We start from the raw sequence: 23,769 nt of genomic DNA, 5'->3' as shown, positions 1-23,769 counted from the left end.
CAAAATGACCTATATCTTAACTGATTCCAAGACGTTCCCATACTTTTTGCAGGCGAGTTGGAGAAACGGGTGTTTTCGTTTTCATCGGTTGAGAAAACAATGAGATCCTTAACTCCTCAACCATAAAATACAATTCTTTAAGGCGAGCGTCATTTTTAAACTTAAATAATTTTTCCATCCACGGATCAATTTGGTCAATGGCGGAATCATCCCTCTGTAGGTTATTTGGCAAGCGCTCTAAACGCAAGATCAGGGCTTTCAAATAACGTGGAAATTCTGACCATACGTCGGAAGGTTTCCGATAAACGAAGTCAGAAAGACTCATCAAATCAAGCTGATCCTCAATATCATCAATATTTTTTCCAAATATAGATGGGTCTAAAACCAGTAATTTACGACGAATTTCCTGCCACTGGATATAAATATCCGTGATTTCTTTCAGTGCAGTCTGGCCATGAGTCAGGAAAGATTTTTTTACATCCTCTACCAACTTTTGGAACTCTTGCATATTGACAGGCAGCTCATTAATTGACAGGTGGAGTGTGGCATAAACTAACATTTGCTCCAGTTGGGCCTTATCGCCAAGCGGTGAATATGCCAGTGCCAGCGGTTTGGAAATCTGTTTTTTCAGCTGACGCACCAGATCTCCGAGCTGCATATGCACCAGCCGAATGATCCCTTCACGATGCTGTTTGACGGCTTCAGCCTGATCATTAAAGGTCTGAATCACGACACCAGATTCATCTTTCTGTTCCAGTGCAGCAAAGTCTTTGGTCGGAACCAATGCCTGATATTGCTTGACCACTACACCCGTCACTTTCTGCGACGCTTCAAAGACAAAGTTTTCCGGGAAGGTTTTAAACTCACCTTTTAACTGTTTCACCGGACTATGAGTTTCAGTACGGCAACGGGCTTTCAGCTCGGCCAGATCACGGCCTTGTTCAATCAAACGACCTTTTTCATCAATCACCTTGATCAAAGGCAAGAGATATTGCTCAACCCGATCCAGGCTAAAATCTTTTTCTGTAATCTGCTCGCCACGCAACTGGAAAGCCAGAAAACTGAAAATATGCTCACGTAGATTGACTGCATCAATACGGGCTGCCAGCTTTTTCGCAGTATCTGGAATCGGCACCAGACTACGGCGTTTATCTTTAGGTAAACTCTTTAATAAAGCTTCGATCAGCTCCAGACGCCAGCCCGGAATCCCCCATGACCAGATATTTTCATCGACCTGCGGCAAAGCCTGCAGCGGGATTTTAACCGTTGCACCATCTTCATCATGACTTGGGTCAAAACGGTAACTGGTCGCCAGACGCAATTCACCATTACGTAAATAATCCGGAAACTGTTGTGTGGTCGGACGATCATTCAGCCACAGCGCATCATCATCAATAAACAGATAACGTGGATCATGTGGCTCTACTGTCGCACGCCAGTCCTCAAAACTGCGGCGACTGGCTACTTCTGGTGGTACTTTGGAGGCATAAAACTGGTAAATGGTTTCTTCATCCACGACCAAGTCACGACGGCGTAGCTTGTCTTCTACCCGCTCCACTTCTTCCAGTTTCAGCAAATTATGCTTCAAGAAGGGTGGATTAATGCCGAGATTACCAGTAGTCAGTGCATCACGCAGGAAGATTTCATGCGCAGCCGGCTGATCCACTTTCTCATAATTGACCGGACGTTTCGGCTCGATGATTAGACCAAACAGAGAAATCTGATCATACGCATTGACCACACCTGCCTTTTTCGACCAGTGTGGTTCGAAATAATGATGTTTCAGTAAGTCACGCGCAGCGAGCAGAATCCATTCCGGCTCAATCTTTGCCAGAGTTCGTAAATACACCTGCGAGGTTTCAACCATTTCAAAAGCCATCACCCATGGGGTATTGGTTTTGTGCAGCGTTGATGCCGGGAAAATTCGTGCTTTCTGCTGACGGACTGCCATAAATACATTACGTTCATCAGTCTTGTTGGCAATAAAAGACAGTAAGCCGGTCAATAAAGCGCGATGCAGATTTTCATAACTGGCTTTCTTTTCATTAAAGGACAGCTTTAAGCCTTTAGCCAGATCCACCAGCTGCTCATGAGTTTTCTTCCATTCACGCAGACGTAACCAGCTCAGGAAATGATTACGTGCAAAAGTACGACGTTTGTTTTCGCTCATACTTTCACGGTTGTTATGCAAGGTATCCCAGAGCTTGATATAAAACAGGAAATCTGAATCTGCTTCACGGAACAAGGCATGTTTCTGATCGGCCTGCATCTGCTTATCCGCAGGACGTTCACGTGGGTCTTGTACTGCCAGAGCTGCAACAATCACCAAAGCTTCATTCAGCGCACCAAAATGAGCACCGCCAAGAATCATTCGCGCCAGACGTGGATCAATTGGCATTTTTGCCATTTGCTGACCGATTTTGGTTAGAGAATCCCCCTTGCCTTGAAGTCCTCCTTTCGTAAAGGAGGATTTAGGAGGATTAGTAGAATCTCCCCCAACCCCTCTTTCAGAAAGAGGGGCTTTACTCTTCTCCACCATCGCCCCAAGCTCAATCAAGAGCTTGCGACCATCATTGACCAGACGGTGATCTGGTGGCTCAATGAAATCAAAATCTTCCAGTGAACCTAAGCCCAGACTTTGCATCTGTAAAATAACGGATGCCAGATTGGTCCGTTTAATCTCTGGTTCGGTAAATTCAGGACGACTTAAAAAGTCTTCTTCACTATACAGACGAATACAGACGCCTGGCGCAATACGACCACAACGGCCTTTACGCTGATTGGCAGCAGCTTGAGAAACCGCTTCGATCGGTAAGCGCTGCACCCGTGAACGATAGTTATAACGGGAAATACGGGCAAAACCGCTATCAATCACATAACGGATATTAGGTACAGTCAGTGCAGTTTCTGCTACGTTCGTGGCGATAATAATGCGTCGGCCGCCGCCCGAAGGATTAAAGATTTTTTGCTGTTCTGCTAATGCTAATCGTGCGTAGAGTGGTAACACTTCAGTATGGCGTGGACCATGCTTTATCAGGGTTTCCTGCAGTTCACGAATTTCCTGTTCGGTACTGGCAAAAATCAGGATATCGGCATGTTCCGGATGTCCCTTTTCCTGTGCATCCTGAAAACATTCTTCTACAGCTGCAACCACTGCACGTGGCAGATTTTCTTCAAAATCATCAAACTCGTCATCATCACTGCCGACAATGCTCATTTCAGAAATTGGACGATAACGCACTTCTACCGGATAGCTACGCCCTTCCACTTCATAGATCGGCGCGCCATTAAAGTAGTTACTGAAACGATTTACGTCCAGTGTTGCCGAAGTAATGATCACTTTTAGATCTTTACGACGCGGCAAGAGCTGCTTGAGATACCCCATGATGAAATCGATATTCAGCGAGCGTTCATGCGCTTCATCGATAATAATGGTGTCGTATTTGGTCAGGAACCGGTCATTGGCCAGCTCTGCCAATAAAATACCATCCGTCATCAAACGGACAATCGAATCCTGCGAGCCCTGTTCATTAAAACGAACCTTAAAGGAAATTGATTCACCCAGTTTCTCGCCAACTTCTTCCGCAATACGCTGTGATACGCTACGCGCAGCCAGACGACGTGGCTGGGTATGGCCAATCAGACCAGTCAGGCCGCGACCTGCCAGCATGGCGATTTGTGGTAATTGCGTGGTTTTACCGGAACCGGTTTCACCAGCCACAATAATAACCTGATGCTGCTGAATCGCTTCAATCAGCTTGTCTGCATACTGGGTAACAGGCAGATCCTGATTCAGCTTGATATTGGGAATGCGTTCGATACGCTGCATGACTTTGGCATGCGATTTTTCAAATAATTCTTGATATTGCTTTTGGTTGGCATCTTTACCTTTTTGGAGTCGATTTAAACGATGACGGTCACGCGCCATAACGAGCTGATCTACATTTAAAGGACTCTGCACTGAGAAAACACCTGATATAAAAAAAGACAATAGGCAGCTATTTTACGCTGTATTGCCCCTAAGCGAAAGAACGGCCATTTTGAATATTTTTATAATTTTTTAATTTTTACCCTTGAATTTTACTGCTTGCGGCATCATGTCTGAAGAGGCATTAAACCGGGGTGAGTCTTGTCATGATGTATTCACCATTCTACGGTTGAATCATTTATATCAAGAGCAATGCTGTTTGCGCTAATGGTGTTTTATTTTTAGCTTAATTCGGTTTTTCCGATGTATGTTATGTAAAAATACTGTTTCAGCAAGAAAAATAATTTCTGTACCCTATTGGAAATTAAATACAAACCTCAATCATGGAGACAATGATGAGCTTAATTAATACTGAAGTTAAACCGTTCAAAACAACTGCGTTCCAAAATGGTAAATTCATCGAAGTAACAGAAGCTGACCTTAAAGGTAAATGGTCTGTAGTATTCTTCTACCCAGCTGACTTCACTTTCGTTTGCCCAACTGAACTTGGCGACCTTGCTGACAACTACGAAGAATTCAAAAAATTAGGCGTTGAAATCTACTCAGTTTCTACTGACACTCACTTCACTCACAAAGCTTGGCACGATTCTTCTGAAGAAATCAAAAAAATCCAATACGTAATGGTTGGCGATCCTACTTGGACTCTTGCTAAAAACTTCGACGTACTAATTGAAGCTGACGGCCTTGCTGACCGTGGTACTTTCGTGATCGATCCAGAAGGTAAAATCCAAATCGTTGAAATCAACGCTGGCGGTATCGGTCGTGATGCTCAAGAACTTCTTCGTAAAGTTAAAGCAGCTCAATACGTACACGCTCACCCAGGCGAAGTTTGCCCAGCTAAATGGAAAGAAGGCGACGCAACTCTTGCTCCTTCAATCGACCTAGTTGGTAAAATCTAATCTGTATTAGATTGAACTGATTCAAAAAAAACCACGCTTTTAGCGTGGTTTTTTATTTGAACATTTATTTGATTGCTCTATTGGCCAACCGTTTTATTTTCCTTTTTCTTCTATCTAAAGCCATCCTGCCAAATCTTTATTTTTCATCTTAAAGATCATATAAAAATCAGGCATGCATATTGCATCCTCTTCATAACAATCCCCTACTTATGCTTACAATTCAGTTATACATCTTCAATGTCAGTTGGCATAAGTTCAAGACATAAGATAATAATATTCAGTGGAGGAAAACGTATGCAAAAACTGCTAACCGTGATCTCATGGGCTTATAGTCCTTCTAGCCGCCACCTGAAAATCATTTATAGCAATGGCGATATAGAGCTCTACCATCCTGTTCCCGAATTTGTTTATGACAACCTGTTAAGACGACAAGATAAAATGGCCTTTGTACAGAAGTATCTTGAATACAACTTACATTTTGACCGGGTTTGCCTGTTTTAATTTAACTAATTTCTACTTAACGATAAGTCACCATGAGTAAGCCAGCTCCAATCGGCAATGTACTCATGATAAAACGTGAATCCTGCTGGATCAGCTGAATAAATTCTTCTACTTCCGCAGCATGTGAAATCACATTATCCACCAGCAATACTCCACCTTTTGGCTTGAGCAATCGGGCCAAATGGGTCCAATAATCCACATAAGTATCACGTTCCGCATCTAACAATATAAAATCAAATACGTCCTGCTCAGCTTGCAGATAATACAAGGCATCTGTCACTTTAAAATCAATCAAATCCTTTAAGTCTAGCTGATTTGCATACTGCTCGGCCTGCGCAACTCTTTCTGCATCTATTTCTAATGTTGTAATTATCGCTTGAGTCTGCCGGGCAGCTTCGGCCAGCCATAAAGTGGAATAGCCTGTAGAAGTCCCAATTTCCAGAATACGTTTGGACTGCTGGGCACGAATGAGTAATGATAAAAATCGGCCTGATTCAGGCTCAATATTTCGATAGCGTTGCAGACGTTCAGTTTGCTGAAGATCATGCGCATGAAAGGTCTTATACAGTTCCTGCATGAAACTTTCAAAATGTTGTAATTGATTCATTGCTCTTCCCTGAGGTTATCTAAATAAATTTTTTATGGATTGATTAAAGTGCCTGAACCAATTTAAAGCGTTCTACTTCACGATCATCACTGGTATTAATACTTTCCGTAAACATGGATAGCGGTCGAACCCAAATCGAATAGTCACCATAAAGACATTGGTAAACCACCAGCTTTTCCTCCGTTTCACTATGTGTTGCCACATGCAGGACCTGATAAAGTTTACCCTTATAATGTTGATAAATACCGCGTTGTAATTCCATCGTTCAACTCTCAAATGCAGAATTCCAATCTTAACTGAAAAAGACCAATCACACTTTAAACTATTTGAAAATTCATGCTAAGCACCCATATATAAGCTTGAAATTAATCATGAATTTTTCAATACATTTGCAAAACCGATCAGATTTATAAGAACAAACTGTTTTATCTATCTATCGATTTGGCTTAGTATCTACTTATCGAATGAATTCTTACTCCTTTGGAGACGTTAGCAATGTTAGATCAAAATACTTCAGCTCAATTAAAAACACTACTTGAACGTTTGGAAGGCCCGATTGAATTAGTGGCAACCCTGGATGGCTCTGACAAGTCAGCCAAAATCAAAGAACTGGTTGAGGAAATCGCTCAGCTTTCTGATCTAGTCACTGCCCGTCTTGACGGTACCAACAAACGTGCACCAAGCTTTGGTGTGGCAAAAGCCGGTGAACAGCCTCGTGTGTTCTTCGCAGGCTTGCCGATGGGCCATGAGTTTACGTCGCTGATTCTGGCATTGTTGCAAACTTCAGGCTATGCACCAAAAGTCTCTGCCGAAGTTCTGGAATCAATTAAAGGCTTAGGGATCAAATCTGACTTTGACGTATTCGTATCACTCAGCTGTCATAACTGTCCAGACGTAGTGCAGGCGTTAAACCTGATTGCTATCTATAACCCGGGTACGACTGCAACCATGATCGATGGTGCCTTCTTCCAGGATGAAGTGGAAGAACGCAAAATCATGGCCGTACCGATGGTGTTCCAGGACAATGAACATATCGGTCAGGGCCGTATGACACTGGAAGAAATCATTGCCAAACTGGATACCAATGCCGCAGCCAAAGACGCGGAAAAACTCAATGCCAAAGATGCATTTGATGTGTTGGTGATTGGTGGTGGACCTGCGGGTAATACTGCAGCGATCTATGCAGCACGTAAAGGCATCAAAACTGGGATCGTGGCTGAACGTATGGGCGGTCAGGTGATGGATACCATGGACATCGAAAACTACACATCAGTGCAAAAAACCCAAGGTCCAAAATTTGCCGCTGAAATGGAAGCTCATGTTCGTGAATACGGTGTCGACATCATGAACCTGCAACGTGTATCTGACATCAAAGGTGCAGATAGTACAGCGAATGGTCTGGTAGAAGTAACTTTAGAAAATGGTGCGAAACTTGAATCTAAAACCGTGATTCTGTCTACTGGTGCACGCTGGAGAGAAATGAATGTTCCAGGTGAGGCAGAATACAAAACTCGTGGTGTAGCGTACTGCCCACACTGTGATGGTCCATTGTTCAAAGGTAAACGTGTAGCGGTGATTGGTGGTGGTAACTCGGGTGTAGAAGCTGCGATCGACCTTGCGGGTATTGTTGAGCATGTAACGCTAGTTGAGTTTGATACAAAACTGCGTGCGGATCAGGTACTTCAAGATAAATTGAACAGCTTGCCAAACACCACCGTAATCAAAAATGCGCTTTCTACCGAAGTGATCGGTGATGGTTCACAAGTCACAGCGTTGAAATACAAAGACCGTGCAACTGATGAAGAGCACACTGTTGAGTTGGCTGGGATCTTCGTTCAGATCGGTTTGTTGCCAAACACCGACTTCCTGAAAGGAACCGATGTTGAGCTAACTAACCGTGGTGAGATCATGATTAACGAGCGCAATGAAACCAATGTGAAAGGTGTGTTTGCTGCAGGTGACTGTACCACGGTTCCTTACAAACAGATCATCATCGCCACTGGTGAAGGTGCCAAAGCATCATTATCTGCCTTTGATTACATCATCCGTTCTGGTCAGTAATCCTTAAAATTCATGAATTAAAAAAAGCCCGCATTGTGCGGGCTTTTTACTATCTTAAAGCTGATTTATTCCTGTAGTAATTGAGCAGCCAGTTTTTCAATATTTCCCATTTCAGGATGTACAGCAGCGACATTGGCTAAAATCGTAACTGCCTTTCTCTTGTTTAAATCAATCATCAAAATAGCAGAATGCCCTGCGGTATTTCCCCCATGCCAGATGATTTTGGTGCCATTGTCCTGTTCTCGCACAAACCAGCCCAATCCCAATTGGTAGCTACCTGCTTTTTCTGTAGTTGCTTGCTGAGTTAATTGTACTGCCGCATTTTTTGCATCGAGCTGAGCTTGTGCAAATCTGGTTAAATCTGAAGCTGTAGAGAGTACACCGCCCGCAGGTAAAAAGGTATCAAATGTCCAGGTGGTGATTTCTTTTCCTTGGGCATCAAATGCAGGCACAAGTTGCTTAGCTGCTTGATCAGGCGAGGTATAGCTATTTTTCATCCCATACTTTTTAAATACATATTCATTGAGTAACTCAGCAAAATCCTTATTTTGCGATTGACTCAAACTCTGTCCTAATAAAGCCACAGCCAAATTAGAATAATGTGGCACTTTTCCACTGTTATTTGCATGTTCAAGCTCTAATGAATTTTTTAAATATTCTTCCAGTTTAGCTGCATCATATTCCTTATATGGATCAGTATCATCATCTACTTCCAAATTACTCGGTAGTCGTGGCAGTCCAGACGTATGATTGGCTAAATCCTGAAAGCAAATCTGGATATTGTCCTTGAATGGAAAGGCATAATAAGGATTAATCTTGTCATCCAGTTTAATTTTATTTTGTGTCACCAATTCAGCCAATATAGTTGATGTCATTACTTTGGTAAGAGAACCAATTGCAAAGACTTTATCCTAATTGGCCTTGGCCAGGATTTTGTCCTTATGTTTCTGTACCCCATAGTAATGGGTTTTGTCTTGATCTAATACCGCTATAGCCACTTGAGTCTGCTCTGGAAAAGTCCGTGTAGCCTGATAAATTTTCTCTGCAATCGCTTTTGGATAGCCTTGAATAGCATTGACTGTCTTATTATTTGCTGCAGTAGATTCGATATAGGGCGTAAATAAAAGGCCGGAAATCTGTTGATCATTATTCAAACTCATGCTGAGTTTCAGACGGTCTTTTTCAAAGTTGGCCTTATAGACTGCAGTCTCTTTACCTTTAGACTCTATATAGTCAATACTTTGTATTTTGCCGAGTTGCTGCTGTAAGTCTTTAGAGACTTTTTCAAACATATTTAAAGGAATCGCCTTTTTCGCTTCAGGTGAAAACTTTTCAAAAATTGCTGCATAATTTTGCGCATTAAAATCCTGCTGAAACTGGGTAATAACTTCCCTTTCAATATCCGATTGTGCATAAAGACTGCTCATACAGAGCAAGGATGATAAAAACAGTGATATTTTCTTCATGAGATCAGTATTGTTCCTTAAGTTTATAGTGCACTTTCATAAAAATTATTGAAATTAAACATTTTTATAGACTTAATACAGTGCAACGAATAGTTAAAAAATAAGCAAAATATATTCCATATCATTCTATTTTGTGGAGCAGATCAATTCATCTAAGTTCTTGCCCTGTCTATTTCCCATTTTATACTTGTTGTTCTTAAGCTCCACTCGAACTGGTTCAAAAATTGCTTATGAATTTATAGATAGCATAGTTAATTATTCCAGAGAAATTTCTCGAAATAACTTAATAATGTTATGCACTTAGCCAATTATTATTTGTTTTCCTCACTAAGACTTGGGTAACTTTTTGTTATATGACTTGTCAGCGTCTAATTGCATCATTAATATGACATGTAGGCCTAAAATAAAAGTCCGTGAAAGATAACAAAAAAAAATATCAGAAATGTAATGGAGCTTAGCAATGTACTATCAATATCACTGTGCGTGCTGCGATAAAGTTGTGGAAGCTGGCCAAAAAGAATGTCATGCTTGTGGCTCACATAATATTCGCAGCCCTTATGGTTTTTGGATTTTATGTCTGGTGGCCTGTCTGGTTACTGCAATCGCGTTCAAGGTAATGCATGTTTATATCCAGTCACAGCAGCAGGAAGTGCCAGCTCAGTCATCATTATTTGATGTGCTACAACAAGATAATAAACGTCCGCGCTAATTTTCTTATCCTCCAGCAAGACCTGACTTGGATCAGGTCTTTTTTATGCGCTTTTAACTTGAATATGAAATGCTACCAGAATAGAAAATTTGAATTACAATAAGTCATCTTGCAGTGAGAGATGAAAATGGTTCAGTTAATTAAAAAAGGCGGCTTACGTGAGCGTGCCAATCGCAGTCGCAGTTATCAGGGTTCGGAAAATACTGAGACTACCCTTAAACCGAATCGTTATCAGTCTCCAGTGCAGAAACAGGATAATCTAGTTTCTGACGCTTCCGCTGCACAGCAGCTTTCTAACGAAAACTCCTCTGTTACCCCATCGAATTTAGATTTTTAGTTCATTAGAACCAGCGCGTCATACCATAACCAGACTGCAAAAATCAGGAATAACCCGCCTGAAATCATATCGATATAACTTCCTGATCGCTGGTAAGCCTCTTTAATTTTAGGATGGGAAATTAATAGCATTAGTAAAGTAAAAGTAATAAATGTTTGCAGCGGAATAATCACTGCCAGTTGCGCTTTTAAATAATCAGAAGCTGATGAACTCAGTGCAAGTGAAAATACGCTACTGAAATAGATCAGAGTTTTAGGATTCGACAGATTAGTCAATAAACCCTGCATAAAATAACTTTTTGGTGCTTCTACCGTATTTAAATCATCTTGAGTTTGATGTCTGTTCTGAAAACTTTGCCATCCGCCTTTTAACATGGCCCAGCCCATTTTGGCCAAAAATAACCCACCGATGACCATCAATACCTGCTGAATCCAGGGAAACTGGTCGATCAATACGGTAAAGCCTGCTAGCGTCAATACCACCCAAACTACGATCCCCGCTGAAATTCCAGCAATCACCTTTAAGGCATTCATACGTGTCGTAGAGGCTGCACTTTTTGCGATAAGTAAAATGTCAGGACCGGGGCTTAATTGAGCTACAAAATGTAGAAAACAGATGGTAAAAAGCAAAGACATTTAAAAAAAGATCAAATGGTAAAAAAAACTATTATAACTTTTGTTTAACGAAATTAGAAAGTTCCAATAAAAAAGCCGAATCATGAGATTTGGCTTGAAGTATTTATATTGAAAGCGTAATTTTATTTCTTGTTCACATCTTTCATTTCAATTTTCTTGGGTTCCGGGGTCACTTCACGGGCTTCACCATCAATAATGGTTGAATCCCTATGACCACCCTGCTGGTTTTGCATATCCTGCATTTGACGCATCATTTCCGCAAACGGGTTTTGACCTGCACCGCCACCGACATCGCCCATCATGCCACCCATCATTTTTTCCATCATGGCTTGCTGACGTTTCATCATCATTTTCATCATGGCTGCCTGGAAAGCACGTTGTACAGGTGGAATCAGCATTAATACCGCAAGTACATCACTAATCAAACCAGGAATCAGCAGAAAAAAGCCGGCTAAGATCTTAGGTAAATTATTCGATAATGCCGGATCTGCACTCATCTGTCCCATCTGCATTTGCTGCATTTGCGGCATAACGCCGGCCGAATATTTCCGGATTAGGTTCATACCGATAAAGAAGGCCGCCACGAACCAGAAAAATACGTACCACATGCTCCCGACAAGGTCACCCACGCCAATCCATACAAATACTTCGAGGACTAAGCCGGCCAGGATAATAAGAAATAATTTCATGAAAATTAATCTAATCTCAGTAAAATAAATATTAGGATGCTGTAATCAACTGCTTCATCAGGATCAAGCTTTTTTGATACGCTTATGTAACAATATGGGCATTATTTTATTTTTAAAGTGCAGGCATGTCATTAATTATTGGGATTGATCCCGGTTCACGTCTAACAGGTTACGGTATCATCCAGAAAGAAGGTTCAAAACTTACTTTTGTTGATGCAGGAACGATTAGAACTGAAACAGCGGAAATGCCTGAACGTTTAAAACGAATCTTTGCCGGTGTAGAACGGATTGTCAAATTTTACGGCCCGACCGAGGCTGCGGTGGAACAAGTGTTTATGGCACAAAACCCGGATTCTGCTCTTAAATTGGGTCAGGCACGTGGTGCCGCAGTCGCAGCCTTGGTGAATCTGGATCTGAAAGTTGCTGAATATACAGCGCGTCAGATCAAACAGTCTGTGGTGGGCTATGGTGCTGCAGACAAAGAACAGGTTCAGATGATGGTTATGCGTATTCTGAACCTGACAATAAAACCGCAACAAGATGCTGCCGATGCACTTGCTGCTGCGATTTGTCATGCCCATGCTTCAGGCAGCATGAGTAAAATGGCCGTATTGAATGCCTTGGGCGGTATGGCACGCGGACGCAGCCGGGTCAGCACCCGCCGCCGTTAATCTTCGGTTAATACTTTAAAGTCCTGAAAATCCGCGTCTTGGAGATTCAAACTCTGCTGATGTATTGCAGTGACTTTTGCACGTTGTGGTCCAGTTCTGCTGAGCTGGATCATTTTCCGAACAATCGCTTCCTTCCCAACAATGATAGCCTCAACTTCGCCTGTTTCCAGATTACGTACAAAACCCTTTAAACCTAATTGAATTGCTTGTTGTTCAAACCAGCGACGGTAGCCCACACCCTGCACTTTACCCTGAATGATTAAATGAATGGCCTGCATTTTTATTTTCCTTAGTGGTTCACAACCTGGTAAATGGCATGTTTCATATCTTGCGCCTGTAAGCCGCGTTCACCCTTTTCCGCCAGTACATCACCTGCAAGTGCGTGCAAAGTTACGATCTCGTGTAAATGGATAGTATTTCTAAATTGGGCTTTCAAACTGGCGATCATGCCAGCAAGTACATCTCCCATTCCTCCGGTTCCCATACCGGCATTGCCTGCGGTACAAATATAAAGATCATCCTCTAAAATCAGACTACCTGAACCCTTGAGCACCCATTGTCCCTGATATTTTTGCTGGAGCTGTTTAATTGTCTGAATGCGATCTGCTTCGACTCCTGATGCTTTCATTTCTAGCAAAGTAGCCGCTTCACCCGGATGCGGTGTTGCATAAGTATGGGCATTCAAATTTTGTGGTGCTTTTGCCAGAAACCACAAGGCATCTGCATCGAGAACTGTCTCCAGTTCTGATTGCTGAATCAGGTCAAACCAGTAATTATATTGCTTCTCAGCCCAAGCATCGCGTCCTAACCCCATACCAAAACAGACAGCATCCACATGACGAACTAAAGCTTGGCGTTGCTCAGCATCTAGCGCATTAATATCACGCAGCATGATATTCGGAGCACGTGACAAAATGGCAGTATGATGTTTGGCATCACAAACCACAGTGACCTTACCTGCACCGGCAGCAAAGGCTGCCTCAGCTGCCATAATGACCGCACCACCCATATCAGCATGCCCCCCAATCACGAGCACATGCCCATAACTGCCCTTATGTCCAAAAGCTTCACGTTTAGGCAGATGAATTTGAGTCGAGGAAAGTTGGGCAATCGGCACAAGTTCAGCATCGGGAGGAATAACCGAGATGACCTCTACCTTGCCGGCATATTCTTTGCCTCGTCCGGTAAATAGTCCCGCCTTTAAACCTAAAACATTAAAACTATGATCTGCCTTAATGGCAACCGGCAAAGACTGGCCTGTATTGGCATGCAGTCCGCTTGGAATATCCACTGCAATTTTAAGACCTTGCTGGGCATTAATGCTTTGAATAATCTGTTGCCAATTTTCATTCAGATCACGGTTCAAACCGATCCCAAATAAGGCATCAATATAAACTTCATATTGTTTCTGAAAATTAAAACCTGAATAAGTAGGTATACCGATTTGCTGAGCTTCCCCGATTGCTTGAGCCAGATCCTGTGATGGACCGGGTTCTGCTGTATAAATATCTATTTCAAAACCGACCTGTTTTAAATATTTTCCTACCAGATAGCCATCACCGGCATTATTACCCTGACCGCAACAGACAGCGATTTGAGTCAATTGCTGTTGTTCCAATAAAGGGATGAGTCGCTGCGCAATCGACCATGCCACCTGTTGCATCAAACCATAAGAACTATTTTGCTTGCCAAACCAGCGCTGCTCCCATGCTTGTATATCACGGCTATGATAAACTTGCTGCTGCATTTCTTATTTCCTGTTTCTGGTTTATGACAACACCCGATTCCCAAGCGCAAATTCAAGTTTATCAACAAGATCCAAATGAACTGAAAGCGTGGATCAAAGCGCAGGCACGAGAGCTGGGTTTTTCTGATTGTGTCATTGCCAAACCGGATGCTCAAGCAGAATTAGTACGTTTGCAGGAATATTTAGACCGCGGCTATCACGGTGATATGAAGTTTCTGGAAGAAAATCTGGAAAAACGTGCCAATCCCACACTGCTTATTCCCAATACCAAATCCGTGATCTGTGTACGAATGGACTATCTGGTCGATCTTCCAAAACCGCGCTTAGTGCCCTATGCACCAAATTCTGCGATTATTGCCCGTTATGCCCGTGGTCGTGATTATCATAAAACCATGCGCGGGCGCCTAAAAATGCTGGCTGCAAAAATTCGGGAAAAAGTCGGTGAATTTGAATCCCGCCCCTTTGCAGACTCTGCACCTGTATTTGAAAAATCTCTGGCCGAAAGTGCGGGCATGGGCTGGACCGGTAAACACACTTTATTAATCCACAAAAAATCCGGATCTTTTTTCGTTTTAGGAGAACTGTTTAGCTCATTGGAACTGCCCTTTGATGAGCCTGCAAGCAAACATTGTGGTTCATGCACAGCCTGTATTGATATTTGCCCGACACAGGCTATTGTTGAACCTTATATGCTGGATGCACGTCGCTGTATTGCTTATTTAACCATTGAATATAAAGGAATCATTCCAGAAGAGTTACGTCGAGGGATTGGTAACCGGGTTTTTGGTTGTGATGATTGTCAGTTGATTTGTCCGTGGAACAGTTTTGCCCAGAAAACCAATATTGAAGATTTTCACCCCCGACATGGACTGGATCAAGTGAGTTTACTGGATCTCTGGCAATGGGATGAAGCTACATTTTTAAGCTCAACTGAAGGCAGTCCATTACGGCGTACCGGCTATCAGAGCTTTATGCGCAATATTGCGATCGGCTTGGGTAATGCGCCTTTTGATCCACAGATTGTCCAGGCATTACAAGCTCAGCAGAATCAATATGATGAGATTGTACAAGTTCATATTGACTGGGCCATACAGGAACAACTGGCAAAATCCCGGTAATTTTCAATTTTTACTTCGGTTCACATTTTCTCGTCAAAGCCTTACACAGTTACTGTGCAAGCTATGGCATAAAGGAAAAAGAATGGAAATAAAGCCGGAGGTGGATATGCAAAAGTCATCTGATACACAACATCAAAATCAGGAACAGCTTGAAGAGTTGCAACATCAACACCAGAAGGAGCAACAACAGCAACAGCAGCAGTCACAACATGGCCCGCTTGGCTCTCCAAAAAATAATCAGCACGAACAAGATGAACGTGTATTAAACAAGCAACATCGTAGTGATTTACAAAACCAGAATATTCACGGAAATCATCGTGAATAAAGTCCGATCAAGAGTTCAACAACAAAGCCCACCTTGTGTGGGTTTTGTTTTTTCTATAAGGTCATATTTTGCTAATGAAGACGGCGATACTTTTACTTAAGATGGAGCCTGATAAATAAATATGAACAAGGATGGACAGATGAACAGTATTGATCCAATACGTAATGATTGGTCTCGTGCAGAAATTGAGACCCTGTATCAACAACCTTTAATGGACTTACTCTTTCAAGCTCAACAAGTTCATCGTCAATATTTTGATGCCAATACCATTCAGGTCAGTACCCTGCTCTCTATTAAAACCGGTAAATGCCCGGAAGATTGCAAATACTGTTCTCAGTCCGCACATTATGATTCCAAACTCGAAGCGGAAAAACGAATCGCAGTAGAAAAAGTAATTCAGGAAGCTAAAGAAGCTCTGGCTTCTGGCAGTTCACGTTTCTGTATGGGAGCAGCGTGGCGTAATCCGCATGAACGTGATATGCCTTATGTGCTGGACATGATACGTGAAGTCAAAGCACTTGGACTCGAAACCTGTATGACTTTAGGCATGCTGAATGCCTCACAGGCAGAACGCCTGAAAGATGCTGGTCTGGATTATTACAATCACAATCTGGATACGTCACGTGAATACTATTCACATATTATCAGTACCCGCAGCTTTGATGACCGACTAGATACACTGGATCATGTGCGCCAAGCTGGCTTGAAAGTGTGTAGTGGTGGCATTGTAGGCTTAGGTGAAAGTCGCAATGATCGGATCGGTTTATTGTTTGAGCTTTCTACACTTCCGATTCACCCAGAATCTGTACCTATCAATATGCTGGTGCCAATTGAAGGCACACCGATGGCAGATGTTGAAAAACTGGATGTGATTGAATGGATTCGAACTATTGCAGTGGCCCGCATTCTGATGCCCAAAAGTTATATCCGTCTTTCGGCAGGCCGTGAATCACTGACTGACTCAGATCAGGCATTGGCATTTATGGCGGGTGCCAACTCGATTTTTTCAGGCGAAAAACTGCTAACGACTCCAAATACAGCCAAAGGTCGTGACCAGCAGCTCTTTGAAAAATTGGGACTGGTAGCAGAACAACCTAAGCCAAGCATCCGCGCATTGGCGACTGATGCAATGGCAAGTTAATTGAAATAATTCAAGATGCTGAAAAGTTATGTGCAGTAATTAAAATGCCATAACTGGAATTGAGATAATCACCGATCCGGATCTGGTCTGTTCCATTGGCATGATGTACGACCAGTTCCTGCGTCAGTGCATCAAAACTAAAAGAGTCATAACAGTCCTGATGCAGGCTTAACCAGTGCAAAGTGTCAGCCAGATTTTCATCTATAGCTAAATACTAAATAAATCATTACAGTAATCTTTAAACAATTTATCAATATCTTTAACTCTAAATTTATTGCGAATCATTTTTACTCGTGACCACATTTTTTCTATAGGATTTAAGTCCGGGCTATATTTAGGAAGCCACACAATGTAATGGCCTGCACAACGTATCAACTCCTGAAGCCTTGTTCCTTTGTGAAAGGTGGCATTATCCATAATCAATACACTGGTTTTTTTCAGCTTTGGCAATAAATCCTGTTCAATCCAGCATTCAAATACCTCGGTATTCACTGAACAATCAAATACTCCAACTGTAAGCAATCTATTTTCGATTAATGCGCCAATCGCATTGCTACAATTTTTTAACTGCCAGTTAAATTCAGCTTCAGCTCGCGCTCCTTTATAGCTATAACTATGCGATCTCGTACTTTCGCTTTGAAAACCACTTTCATCGATATAAACCAGTGGTAATTGTTGTTCTAAACATTCAATCAAGTTCTGAAATTGCCGACGTTGATTTTGATCTGCTTTAGGGTGCTTTAACGTCTTTTTTTACGCGATATTCCTGCAGCATGTAGCGCATTAAATACTGCATGTGTACTGACACCAAAACGTTCTGCCCGTTCACTGATGTAATCATCGGGATATTGTTCAACATCATTCAATATTTGCTCTTTGCTAATTTTAGCTGGGCGACCAGGAATAGGTTTAGTTACAGTGGACTTTTTCCAATTCTGAATCGTCTGTATACAGACGTTAAAATGCTGTGCTGCTTTTCGCACAGACATTTTATCTCTAGTCATAATTTCTATGACTTTGTCTTTAAAATCTTTTGAATATCCCATGTTTCTATTGTTCTATATTTTTAAGTATTTGGCTATACAATATAGGTTTTGGCATGGAAATCTTTGCTCATTTAAGCCTTCTCATCATGTGATACTGGTAATGATTTTAACGGATATGAGTTTAGATTAAATATAATGGATATAAAAAAGTGAGCATATTGCTCACTTTTTCTTGCAGTATTTTTTTAATCTCTTTGGGTACCACATTTGCGGCATTCCCAATCTGCCCCAATTTCCTCCATTTGCTGGTATTCATAAATGTGCAGACAAAATATTTTTTTTAATAATCGAAGCATTGCTAAAACTCCTGTAATTATTTTTTATCAGCTTCCTGATCTTTCTTCCTGAAACATCCATGATTTTGGTTTAAAAATCATATTATATTTATTAACATATTTTTACATTCTGTCAAATACACTTCATCTGCTTTTTAAAGTTTTCTTTCGATTCAAACATCATCATTTCATAGGTTACTGATTTATAGAAGTTATCTTTAATCAATAAGGTTTTTATAAGACAAGGAATTGAGCTTTAAACTATTCTATAGGCTATATAACGCCTGATTCAGTCAATATCAGGCTTAGAGAGATTCGAAAAAGACTGAAGATAGATTCAGGCTTTCTATAAATTCGTTCAAATAATTTTGTCGGAATCATTACAGTGTAGCTAACTACTAGCCAGAGTTTAATGCTTTTAAATTCCTTAAATTTCCTCTATAAAATTGAAATTTGAAAGCTGCTTTTTAGTTTGAAATAGATCATAAAAAAGTGAACCAGAATCTGCTTTAGTGCCAACTAAGAAGAAATGATCAAAATATTCTTCGCCTTTACCTGGAATGATCTATTACCTACTAAAAGATTTTTATAATGAATTTTTAGACCAAGCAAATTCGAATCGAGATCACGCATATCTACTTCCTTTGCCTATTTTAATGTGACGAAGTCGCATCTACAGCTTTGGTATAAGGTACTTCTTCACATTATTAGATTAATATAATCATCATAAAGTTAGAAAAAGGTTTGAAATGCGACAGGTTTACATTTCTTTTGATTCTTCACAAAAACAATAATAATTACCATGGGTGTAAATCATGAATTATTGTGAGAATAAGGAATGATGACAGAGCAAAATCTGATACTACACAGACAAAAAATTGATCAGCTACGCCAAAGCAGTAGTTTATCGCTATCTTATGCTGCACAGCTAGAACAGAGCATTCGCGCTGTCGATCAAAACCCAACAGTCTAGCTGCGTGTTTTCCAGCGAACATTACATGCCATCGGTCCAAGATATGGCCTGTTATGCTGCACCCATTATTGATCCGTATTCCAAACACATTCTGGGTGTAATTGCCTTATCCACTGAATGGCAAAAGCATAATAGCTTGGGTCTACTGGCAGCAGAACGCTGTGCCTCAATTATTCAATCTGCTTTACTGGAATCACAAAGACAGCGTTTATATATTCGTGCTTTTTTTGTCCCACAGGTCATTTTTAATGGTAAAGCTTTAACAATTACACCACGTCAGACTGAAATTCTTGCGATTTTAGCTTTATATCCACAAGGTTTAAGTATGGATAATCTGCATCAGGCGCTCTATGGTGAACGCAAAGTGAGTATGGGTACCTTAAAAGCAGAAATGTCACAACTTAGAGATCTTTTAGGTGGCATGTTGGGTTCACGGCCTTATCGTCTACTCGCTCATGTAGAAGCCGATTTCCTGCAAACAGAACAGTCTCTGGATGCCGGTTATATCGATTCTGCGTGATGCCATTTTTAAAGCAAATGAAACGGATGTATTGCTTAAACATATAGCTCGTTTCCCCGAAGCAATTGATACAGTAAAACGCTTGATTGAATTGATGCCAAAGAGTCAGCCAGTGCATCAGGCATTACTTAAATTTCAGGATATTTAAATATTAGCAGTTATTTAATTTTAACTTTTATGCTTATAATAAATTTTCAATTGAGCTAAAAATTAAAAAATCACCCCATACTTTAAAATTTATAATTTTGATATACGCTGAATTATCAGGAGACTTTCCCTTGGGAGATTTTAGGCAGCCAACTTATAAAAGTCTTCGGCCATTTGATTTGGTGTCTTAAAACCCAAACCCTTTTGAATTCTTCGATGATTATAAAATAACTCAATGTATTTTATAATATCTGCTTTGGCTTCTTCTCTGGTTTGATAGTTGTAATGATGCACTAACTCATTTTTCAGTATTCCCCAAAAGCTTTCAATCGGTGCATTATCGTAACAGTCTCCGCGCTTGCTCATTGAACCTTGAAAACCATATTGCTCAAGTATATTTCGATATTCATGGCTGCAATATTGACTTCCTCTGTCTGAATGCACAATCAGTTCTTTGGTTGGTTTTTGATTGTGAATAGCCATATTTAGCGCATTACAAACAAGCTGTGTTGTCATGCGCTCATTTAAGCTATAGCCAACCACTTGCTTCGTGTAAAGGTCTTTTACCGCTGCTAAGTACAGCCATCCTTCAACAGTCCATATGTACGTAATATCACTTGACCATGCTTGATTTGGTCTAGTCATTGAGAATTGTTGCTCCAGCAGGTTTTCATAGATCGCTCGATTATGGTCACTATTCGTAGTCCTTTTAAAACGCTTGTGTCGCTTACAATACAGGTGGTTCAGCGCTTTTATCTGACGTACAGCGTACATACTCATTTTTATGCCCTGAGCTTGTAAGTATTTGGTTAATCGAATATAACCATAGCTCTGCCTTGTCTCCTCATGGGCTATTTTCACCAATATCGTCTGTTGATTTCGTTGAATCGTTCTTTTGCTCACACCTCTCTTGAGCCAATCATAAAAACATGAAACTGAAACATGAAGTAATCGAGCCATTAAGGTAATTGGAAATGAATATCTTTTTTGTTTCATATAGGCGTACCTTACTGACTTTCTTTGGCAAAGTACGCTGCTGCCTTTTTTAAAAATTCACGTTCCATTTCAGCTATTTTGAGCTGTTGTTTAAGTTTTTTATTTTCTTCGAGTAGAGCGTTTAGATCAGGTGAATACTGTTTTGTACCTGCTAAAGTTCCAGCCTTTGCTTTGGTATTCCAATTTGAAAGAGTTTGCATTGAAATGCTAAGTTGTCTAGCTGTTTCCGAGACATTGCCTTGATTGGCTTCAATTAATTTGATGGCTTCAGCTTTAAATTCTGTGGTGTAAGTCTTGTATTTCTTGCTCATGGTAAACTCCTGATGAGTGTGTTTAGTTTACCAAGTTAAAACCTCCTGTTTTTTCAGCACACATCATTTTGATTGCTTTTCATTTAATAAACTGCGGACAGAAATCACTTATAGCAAGATATATGATTCTATTCTTATCAAACCTACAGTATATTATCCTGCTTCAGAATAAAAGTATTTAGTTTCTGTTTTTGAGCTAATTAAATTTTTGAGAAAAGAACAACGCCTGCTCCTTATCCCCTCAAGGATTTAGGATAAGCCAAAATGACCGTATGGAGATACGTTTTCTTGGCCCGCTTTCAAAAAGCCGTGAGCAGGGTCGTAAAAAAATGTAAGTCCATCGAGTGGAGAGTTGACTTACATAGAGGCTTACAGCGCCGTTTTAAAAAATTTTGACTACTTGTGCATCCCTAGCCTTATAAAATAAACATAAGGGATAAGTAAACCGTTTTTTTTTAATCTGTAATTTCCTAAAAGCTATGGTTTGATTCCTTCTATCATTTCTCTTTTATTATCAAAGGCCTTTACCGTAATAGAAGTATGGAATAAATCTGTAGAGAAACCTACCTACCAAAATCCTACCTTTTATGGGGTTATTCTATTTTCTAAATATACTGATAATAAACTTGGATCTGCTTCTATACTTTATTTAATTAATTACATAGTGCTTATATGGAATCTGGAATTAAAAAGCACTTAAGAGAGTTACCCTTAAGTGCTTGATAAATTTGGTGGGCCCAGACGGACAACAACCCTCTCCTACCCTATTGTTTTTATTACACTAATTAATATTAAAAAATTACGGGATACAAGCTAGGATACATGATTCAAGTGTTGCTTTTTTGACCTGTTGAACTTTTTTCACCACCGAACTCCCCTACCACATCACCGTGTTTACTGGATTTTTACAATACAAAGCTTCTTGGTAAAAGAGGAACCCACATCAATGTAATGGCAATTATCTATTTTAGTATGCTCTTTTACAATGGTGTGACCCAGATAGATTTCATCAATATTTTCCACAGTATCGTAATGTTCTGAATGATTACGGATACGTCCTCTCCCCCACAGCGCATTCGCATAAGCCGAACTTACACCTGAAATTTTATAGTCGCCTTGTGCAATGTCGTGCTTAAAAGCATTCCAATCATGAATATCGACGTCTGCATGTACTACACCAATGATTTTATGTTCGAATTGAACCTCAATAACTAAAGGAAGTTGTTTAAATAGTTCGATAATTTCAAATTGTTGCTTCGCACTCAGTTGATAAAACCACTCCCCCCCATTACGTGCATGTATATCTTTTATTTTACGATCATGAGGCGACCTTATGCACATTTCTTCATGGTTACCTCGTACCGTAAAAAACCAAGATTGATTCAATAAAGAAATACATTCTAAGTTTTCTTCGCCTCGATCTACAAGATCACCTGTACAAATGAGTCCGTCATTTTGAAAGTCAAAATTGATTTTCTTGAGCTCTTGCATCAAAAGGCTATAACAGCCATGCAAATCACCAACCACATATATATTATCCATTTGATTTGCATTGATTGTACAAATAGGAGAATAGCTCATTGACTTAATTCTTCACACTTAATTTTAATATCATTACCGACTTAACAGCTTTCCAATCATAAGCACTCGATCAAAGCTATACACATGCGCAAAAGGACTTTCTACACAACGTCCAACTAATGGCAAATTATGATCAGTTTGGCCAGTTCTAAGTACAACCTCTGCTGAACAAATAGGACATATCCCTCTAAACCGAGTTACACGTGTTAATTGATTACGCTCTCTATCACGATACATCTCAATATCAGCATGTTCTTCAGCTAATGAAATAAACGTCATAGGTGCTTTAATGACACGATGCTCCGGTAAATTCCACATTGGAACGAACCAATATTTGAATGATAGGTAAGAAAATCCAATTAGACAGACTATAAATAACAAATCAAGTGTCGTGAAGTTTTGTCCTTCACGTACTAAAACTATTGAAAATGCACAAACATATAAAGCCCATGAAATAAAACCGCCAAAGAGAACTATCAGCATAAACAGTCCTCTTATACTTTTATTTTTTATTTCACCATTCTTAAATATAAATCGATAAAACCACGACATCTTTATTGCTGAAGAATCTACACGTTCATAAGTGATGTACTCAATATCTTCCTCATTTACTAATTTTTCATCAACACTTTCAATTACAGTCTCTTGAATGTCCAACCAAAAAAGACGCTCATTACCTTTTCCACCAACAGTGTCGTTCGTGCGTACAACCGGCACATATCCGATTTCGGAAAATTTTTGAATATGCTTAGAACTTAAACGCTCAAGGTATTCATTCAGTTTTCTTTCATTGATCCATTTTCCTAATTCTTTTGGATCTACGTTATCCGCAGAAAGCTTCCCATCTACAGCTGCCTTCAATTTATACCTTGAATAGGCAACATGATCATCAACTTGCCCCTTTAATAGCCCAAGCGTCGCAGCACACATTACCTTTAAGCATTCATAAGCCCTATTTTGTGCTAAATCATCCTTGAGCACACTCCATAAAATTGAAAAAACTTTTAATTTTAATTCAAACACTTA

The 23,769-nt window shown here is 40.4% G+C and carries 24 protein-coding genes and 1 pseudogene; 10 read left to right on the top strand and 15 right to left on the bottom strand.

Going from position 1 to position 23,769, the window contains the following annotated elements; translation table 11 throughout:
* Positions 1 to 16: 16 nt before the first annotated feature.
* On the bottom strand, positions 17 to 3,961 hold the full coding sequence (gene hrpA / locus C3F22_RS04850) for an ATP-dependent RNA helicase HrpA (protein WP_104425934.1): 3,945 nt from the start codon (positions 3,959 to 3,961) through the stop codon (positions 17 to 19).
* A gap of 362 nt (positions 3,962 to 4,323) precedes the next feature.
* On the opposite strand from hrpA, the gene ahpC reads away from it, so the two are divergent.
* On the top strand, positions 4,324 to 4,887 hold the full coding sequence (gene ahpC / locus C3F22_RS04845; protein ID WP_004784041.1) for an alkyl hydroperoxide reductase subunit C: 564 nt from the start codon (positions 4,324 to 4,326) through the stop codon (positions 4,885 to 4,887).
* Positions 4,888 to 5,181: 294 nt separating this feature from the next.
* A complete protein-coding gene (locus tag C3F22_RS04840; RefSeq protein WP_004784043.1) occupies positions 5,182 to 5,388 on the top strand; it encodes a KTSC domain-containing protein in 207 nt (68 codons plus the stop codon).
* Positions 5,389 to 5,404: 16 nt separating this feature from the next.
* Here the strand turns inward: C3F22_RS04840 and C3F22_RS04835 are convergent, their stop codons facing one another.
* Both C3F22_RS04835 and C3F22_RS04830 read right to left on the bottom strand, forming a co-directional pair.
* The gene (locus C3F22_RS04835; RefSeq protein ID WP_004784044.1) at positions 5,405 to 5,995 is read right to left on the bottom strand and encodes an O-methyltransferase; all 591 of its coding nucleotides are present in this window, start codon (positions 5,993 to 5,995) and stop codon (positions 5,405 to 5,407) included.
* 43 nt (positions 5,996 to 6,038) lie between these two features.
* Positions 6,039 to 6,257 (bottom strand): DUF1653 domain-containing protein, encoded by a 219-nt coding sequence (locus C3F22_RS04830; RefSeq protein ID WP_004784046.1) that lies wholly within the window; start codon positions 6,255 to 6,257, stop codon positions 6,039 to 6,041.
* 233 nt (positions 6,258 to 6,490) lie between these two features.
* On the opposite strand from C3F22_RS04830, the gene ahpF reads away from it, so the two are divergent.
* Positions 6,491 to 8,056: an alkyl hydroperoxide reductase subunit F gene (gene ahpF / locus C3F22_RS04825; protein ID WP_004784048.1), complete on the top strand. Its 1,566-nt coding sequence runs from the start codon at positions 6,491 to 6,493 to the stop codon at positions 8,054 to 8,056.
* A gap of 65 nt (positions 8,057 to 8,121) precedes the next feature.
* Here ahpF and C3F22_RS18505 read toward each other — a convergent pair whose 3' ends face one another.
* Together C3F22_RS18505 and C3F22_RS18500 are read right to left on the bottom strand one after the other, a co-directional pair.
* Complete coding sequence (locus C3F22_RS18505) at positions 8,122 to 8,931, bottom strand: serine hydrolase domain-containing protein (RefSeq protein ID WP_004784051.1); 810 nt, start codon at positions 8,929 to 8,931, stop codon at positions 8,122 to 8,124.
* A 36-nt stretch (positions 8,932 to 8,967) separates the two neighbouring features.
* A complete protein-coding gene (locus tag C3F22_RS18500; RefSeq protein WP_004784052.1) occupies positions 8,968 to 9,522 on the bottom strand; it encodes a DUF3887 domain-containing protein in 555 nt (184 codons plus the stop codon).
* Between the two features lie 460 nt (positions 9,523 to 9,982).
* Between C3F22_RS18500 and C3F22_RS04815 the strand changes: the two genes are divergently transcribed.
* Positions 9,983 to 10,231, top strand: coding sequence for a hypothetical protein (locus C3F22_RS04815; protein ID WP_004784054.1), 249 nt, complete (start codon positions 9,983 to 9,985; stop codon positions 10,229 to 10,231).
* 127 nt (positions 10,232 to 10,358) lie between these two features.
* Positions 10,359 to 10,568 (top strand): hypothetical protein, encoded by a 210-nt coding sequence (locus C3F22_RS04810; protein WP_004784056.1) that lies wholly within the window; start codon positions 10,359 to 10,361, stop codon positions 10,566 to 10,568.
* Here C3F22_RS04810 and C3F22_RS04805 read toward each other — a convergent pair.
* Together C3F22_RS04805 and C3F22_RS04800 are read right to left on the bottom strand one after the other, a co-directional pair.
* The gene (locus C3F22_RS04805) at positions 10,565 to 11,203 is read right to left on the bottom strand and encodes a LysE family transporter (RefSeq protein WP_004784057.1); all 639 of its coding nucleotides are present in this window, start codon (positions 11,201 to 11,203) and stop codon (positions 10,565 to 10,567) included. The two genes, C3F22_RS04810 and C3F22_RS04805, sit on opposite strands and share 4 nt — an antisense overlap.
* Before the next feature lie 122 nt (positions 11,204 to 11,325).
* Entirely contained in the window at positions 11,326 to 11,892 is a 567-nt protein-coding gene (locus C3F22_RS04800; RefSeq protein WP_004784060.1) for an FxsA family protein, read from the bottom strand.
* Positions 11,893 to 12,017: 125 nt separating this feature from the next.
* On the opposite strand from C3F22_RS04800, the gene ruvC reads away from it, so the two are divergent.
* Positions 12,018 to 12,563, top strand: coding sequence for a crossover junction endodeoxyribonuclease RuvC (gene ruvC / locus C3F22_RS04795; RefSeq protein WP_004784062.1), 546 nt, complete (start codon positions 12,018 to 12,020; stop codon positions 12,561 to 12,563).
* On the opposite strand, the gene C3F22_RS04790 is transcribed toward ruvC, so the two are convergent.
* Together C3F22_RS04790 and C3F22_RS04785 are read right to left on the bottom strand one after the other, a co-directional pair.
* The gene (locus C3F22_RS04790; RefSeq protein WP_004784063.1) at positions 12,560 to 12,841 is read right to left on the bottom strand and encodes an acylphosphatase; all 282 of its coding nucleotides are present in this window, start codon (positions 12,839 to 12,841) and stop codon (positions 12,560 to 12,562) included. The two genes, ruvC and C3F22_RS04790, sit on opposite strands and share 4 nt — an antisense overlap.
* An 11-nt stretch (positions 12,842 to 12,852) precedes the next feature.
* The gene (locus tag C3F22_RS04785; RefSeq protein ID WP_004784064.1) at positions 12,853 to 14,310 is read right to left on the bottom strand and encodes a bifunctional ADP-dependent NAD(P)H-hydrate dehydratase/NAD(P)H-hydrate epimerase; all 1,458 of its coding nucleotides are present in this window, start codon (positions 14,308 to 14,310) and stop codon (positions 12,853 to 12,855) included.
* A 23-nt stretch (positions 14,311 to 14,333) separates the two neighbouring features.
* Between C3F22_RS04785 and queG the strand changes: the two genes are divergently transcribed.
* From queG to bioB, 3 genes are all read left to right on the top strand, one after another.
* Positions 14,334 to 15,428 (top strand): tRNA epoxyqueuosine(34) reductase QueG, encoded by a 1,095-nt coding sequence (gene queG, locus C3F22_RS04780; RefSeq protein ID WP_004784066.1) that lies wholly within the window; start codon positions 14,334 to 14,336, stop codon positions 15,426 to 15,428.
* Between the two features lie 82 nt (positions 15,429 to 15,510).
* On the top strand, positions 15,511 to 15,753 hold the full coding sequence (locus C3F22_RS04775; RefSeq protein ID WP_155757222.1) for a hypothetical protein: 243 nt from the start codon (positions 15,511 to 15,513) through the stop codon (positions 15,751 to 15,753).
* A gap of 139 nt (positions 15,754 to 15,892) precedes the next feature.
* The gene (gene bioB / locus C3F22_RS04770; protein WP_004784070.1) at positions 15,893 to 16,894 is read left to right on the top strand and encodes a biotin synthase BioB; all 1,002 of its coding nucleotides are present in this window, start codon (positions 15,893 to 15,895) and stop codon (positions 16,892 to 16,894) included.
* Positions 16,895 to 16,904: 10 nt separating this feature from the next.
* On the opposite strand, the gene C3F22_RS04765 is transcribed toward bioB, so the two are convergent.
* The 3 genes from C3F22_RS04765 to C3F22_RS04755 are packed head-to-tail and all read right to left on the bottom strand — an operon-like array spanning position 16,905 to position 17,883.
* Positions 16,905 to 17,099: a hypothetical protein gene (locus C3F22_RS04765; protein WP_104425933.1), complete on the bottom strand. Its 195-nt coding sequence runs from the start codon at positions 17,097 to 17,099 to the stop codon at positions 16,905 to 16,907.
* Positions 17,100 to 17,101: 2 nt separating this feature from the next.
* Positions 17,102 to 17,590, bottom strand: a complete 489-nt coding sequence (locus tag C3F22_RS04760) for a transposase (RefSeq protein WP_158651686.1) — start codon at positions 17,588 to 17,590, stop codon at positions 17,102 to 17,104.
* A 44-nt stretch (positions 17,591 to 17,634) separates the two neighbouring features.
* The gene (locus tag C3F22_RS04755; protein ID WP_248115011.1) at positions 17,635 to 17,883 is read right to left on the bottom strand and encodes a transposase; all 249 of its coding nucleotides are present in this window, start codon (positions 17,881 to 17,883) and stop codon (positions 17,635 to 17,637) included.
* Between the two features lie 1,270 nt (positions 17,884 to 19,153).
* Between C3F22_RS04755 and C3F22_RS04750 the strand changes: the two are divergent.
* Positions 19,154 to 19,856: pseudogene (locus tag C3F22_RS04750) on the top strand (transcriptional regulator); the annotation flags it as partial.
* 140 nt (positions 19,857 to 19,996) lie between these two features.
* Here C3F22_RS04750 and C3F22_RS04740 read toward each other — a convergent pair.
* The 3 genes from C3F22_RS04740 to C3F22_RS04730 all read right to left on the bottom strand — a co-directional run bounded on the left by C3F22_RS04740 (position 19,997) and on the right by C3F22_RS04730 (position 23,766).
* Positions 19,997 to 21,162, bottom strand: a protein-coding gene (locus C3F22_RS04740; protein ID WP_087748731.1) for an IS3-like element ISAba22 family transposase whose coding sequence is annotated in 2 segments (ribosomal slippage) — positions 19,997 to 20,904 and positions 20,904 to 21,162 — 1,167 coding nt in all. Because the reading frame shifts where the segments join, the coding sequence is not laid out codon by codon here.
* A gap of 894 nt (positions 21,163 to 22,056) precedes the next feature.
* A complete protein-coding gene (locus C3F22_RS04735) occupies positions 22,057 to 22,743 on the bottom strand; it encodes a metallophosphoesterase (RefSeq protein ID WP_104425932.1) in 687 nt (228 codons plus the stop codon).
* Positions 22,744 to 22,776: 33 nt separating this feature from the next.
* Complete coding sequence (locus C3F22_RS04730; protein ID WP_104425931.1) at positions 22,777 to 23,766, bottom strand: hypothetical protein; 990 nt, start codon at positions 23,764 to 23,766, stop codon at positions 22,777 to 22,779.
* Positions 23,767 to 23,769: the final 3 nt, after the last annotated feature.

This window comes from Acinetobacter sp. ACNIH1 (genome assembly GCF_002934695.1).
Lineage (GTDB): Bacteria > Pseudomonadota > Gammaproteobacteria > Pseudomonadales > Moraxellaceae > Acinetobacter > Acinetobacter variabilis.
The sequence above is the reverse complement of the archived record's forward strand: the minus strand, read 5'-3'. Positions and strand labels throughout refer to the sequence as shown.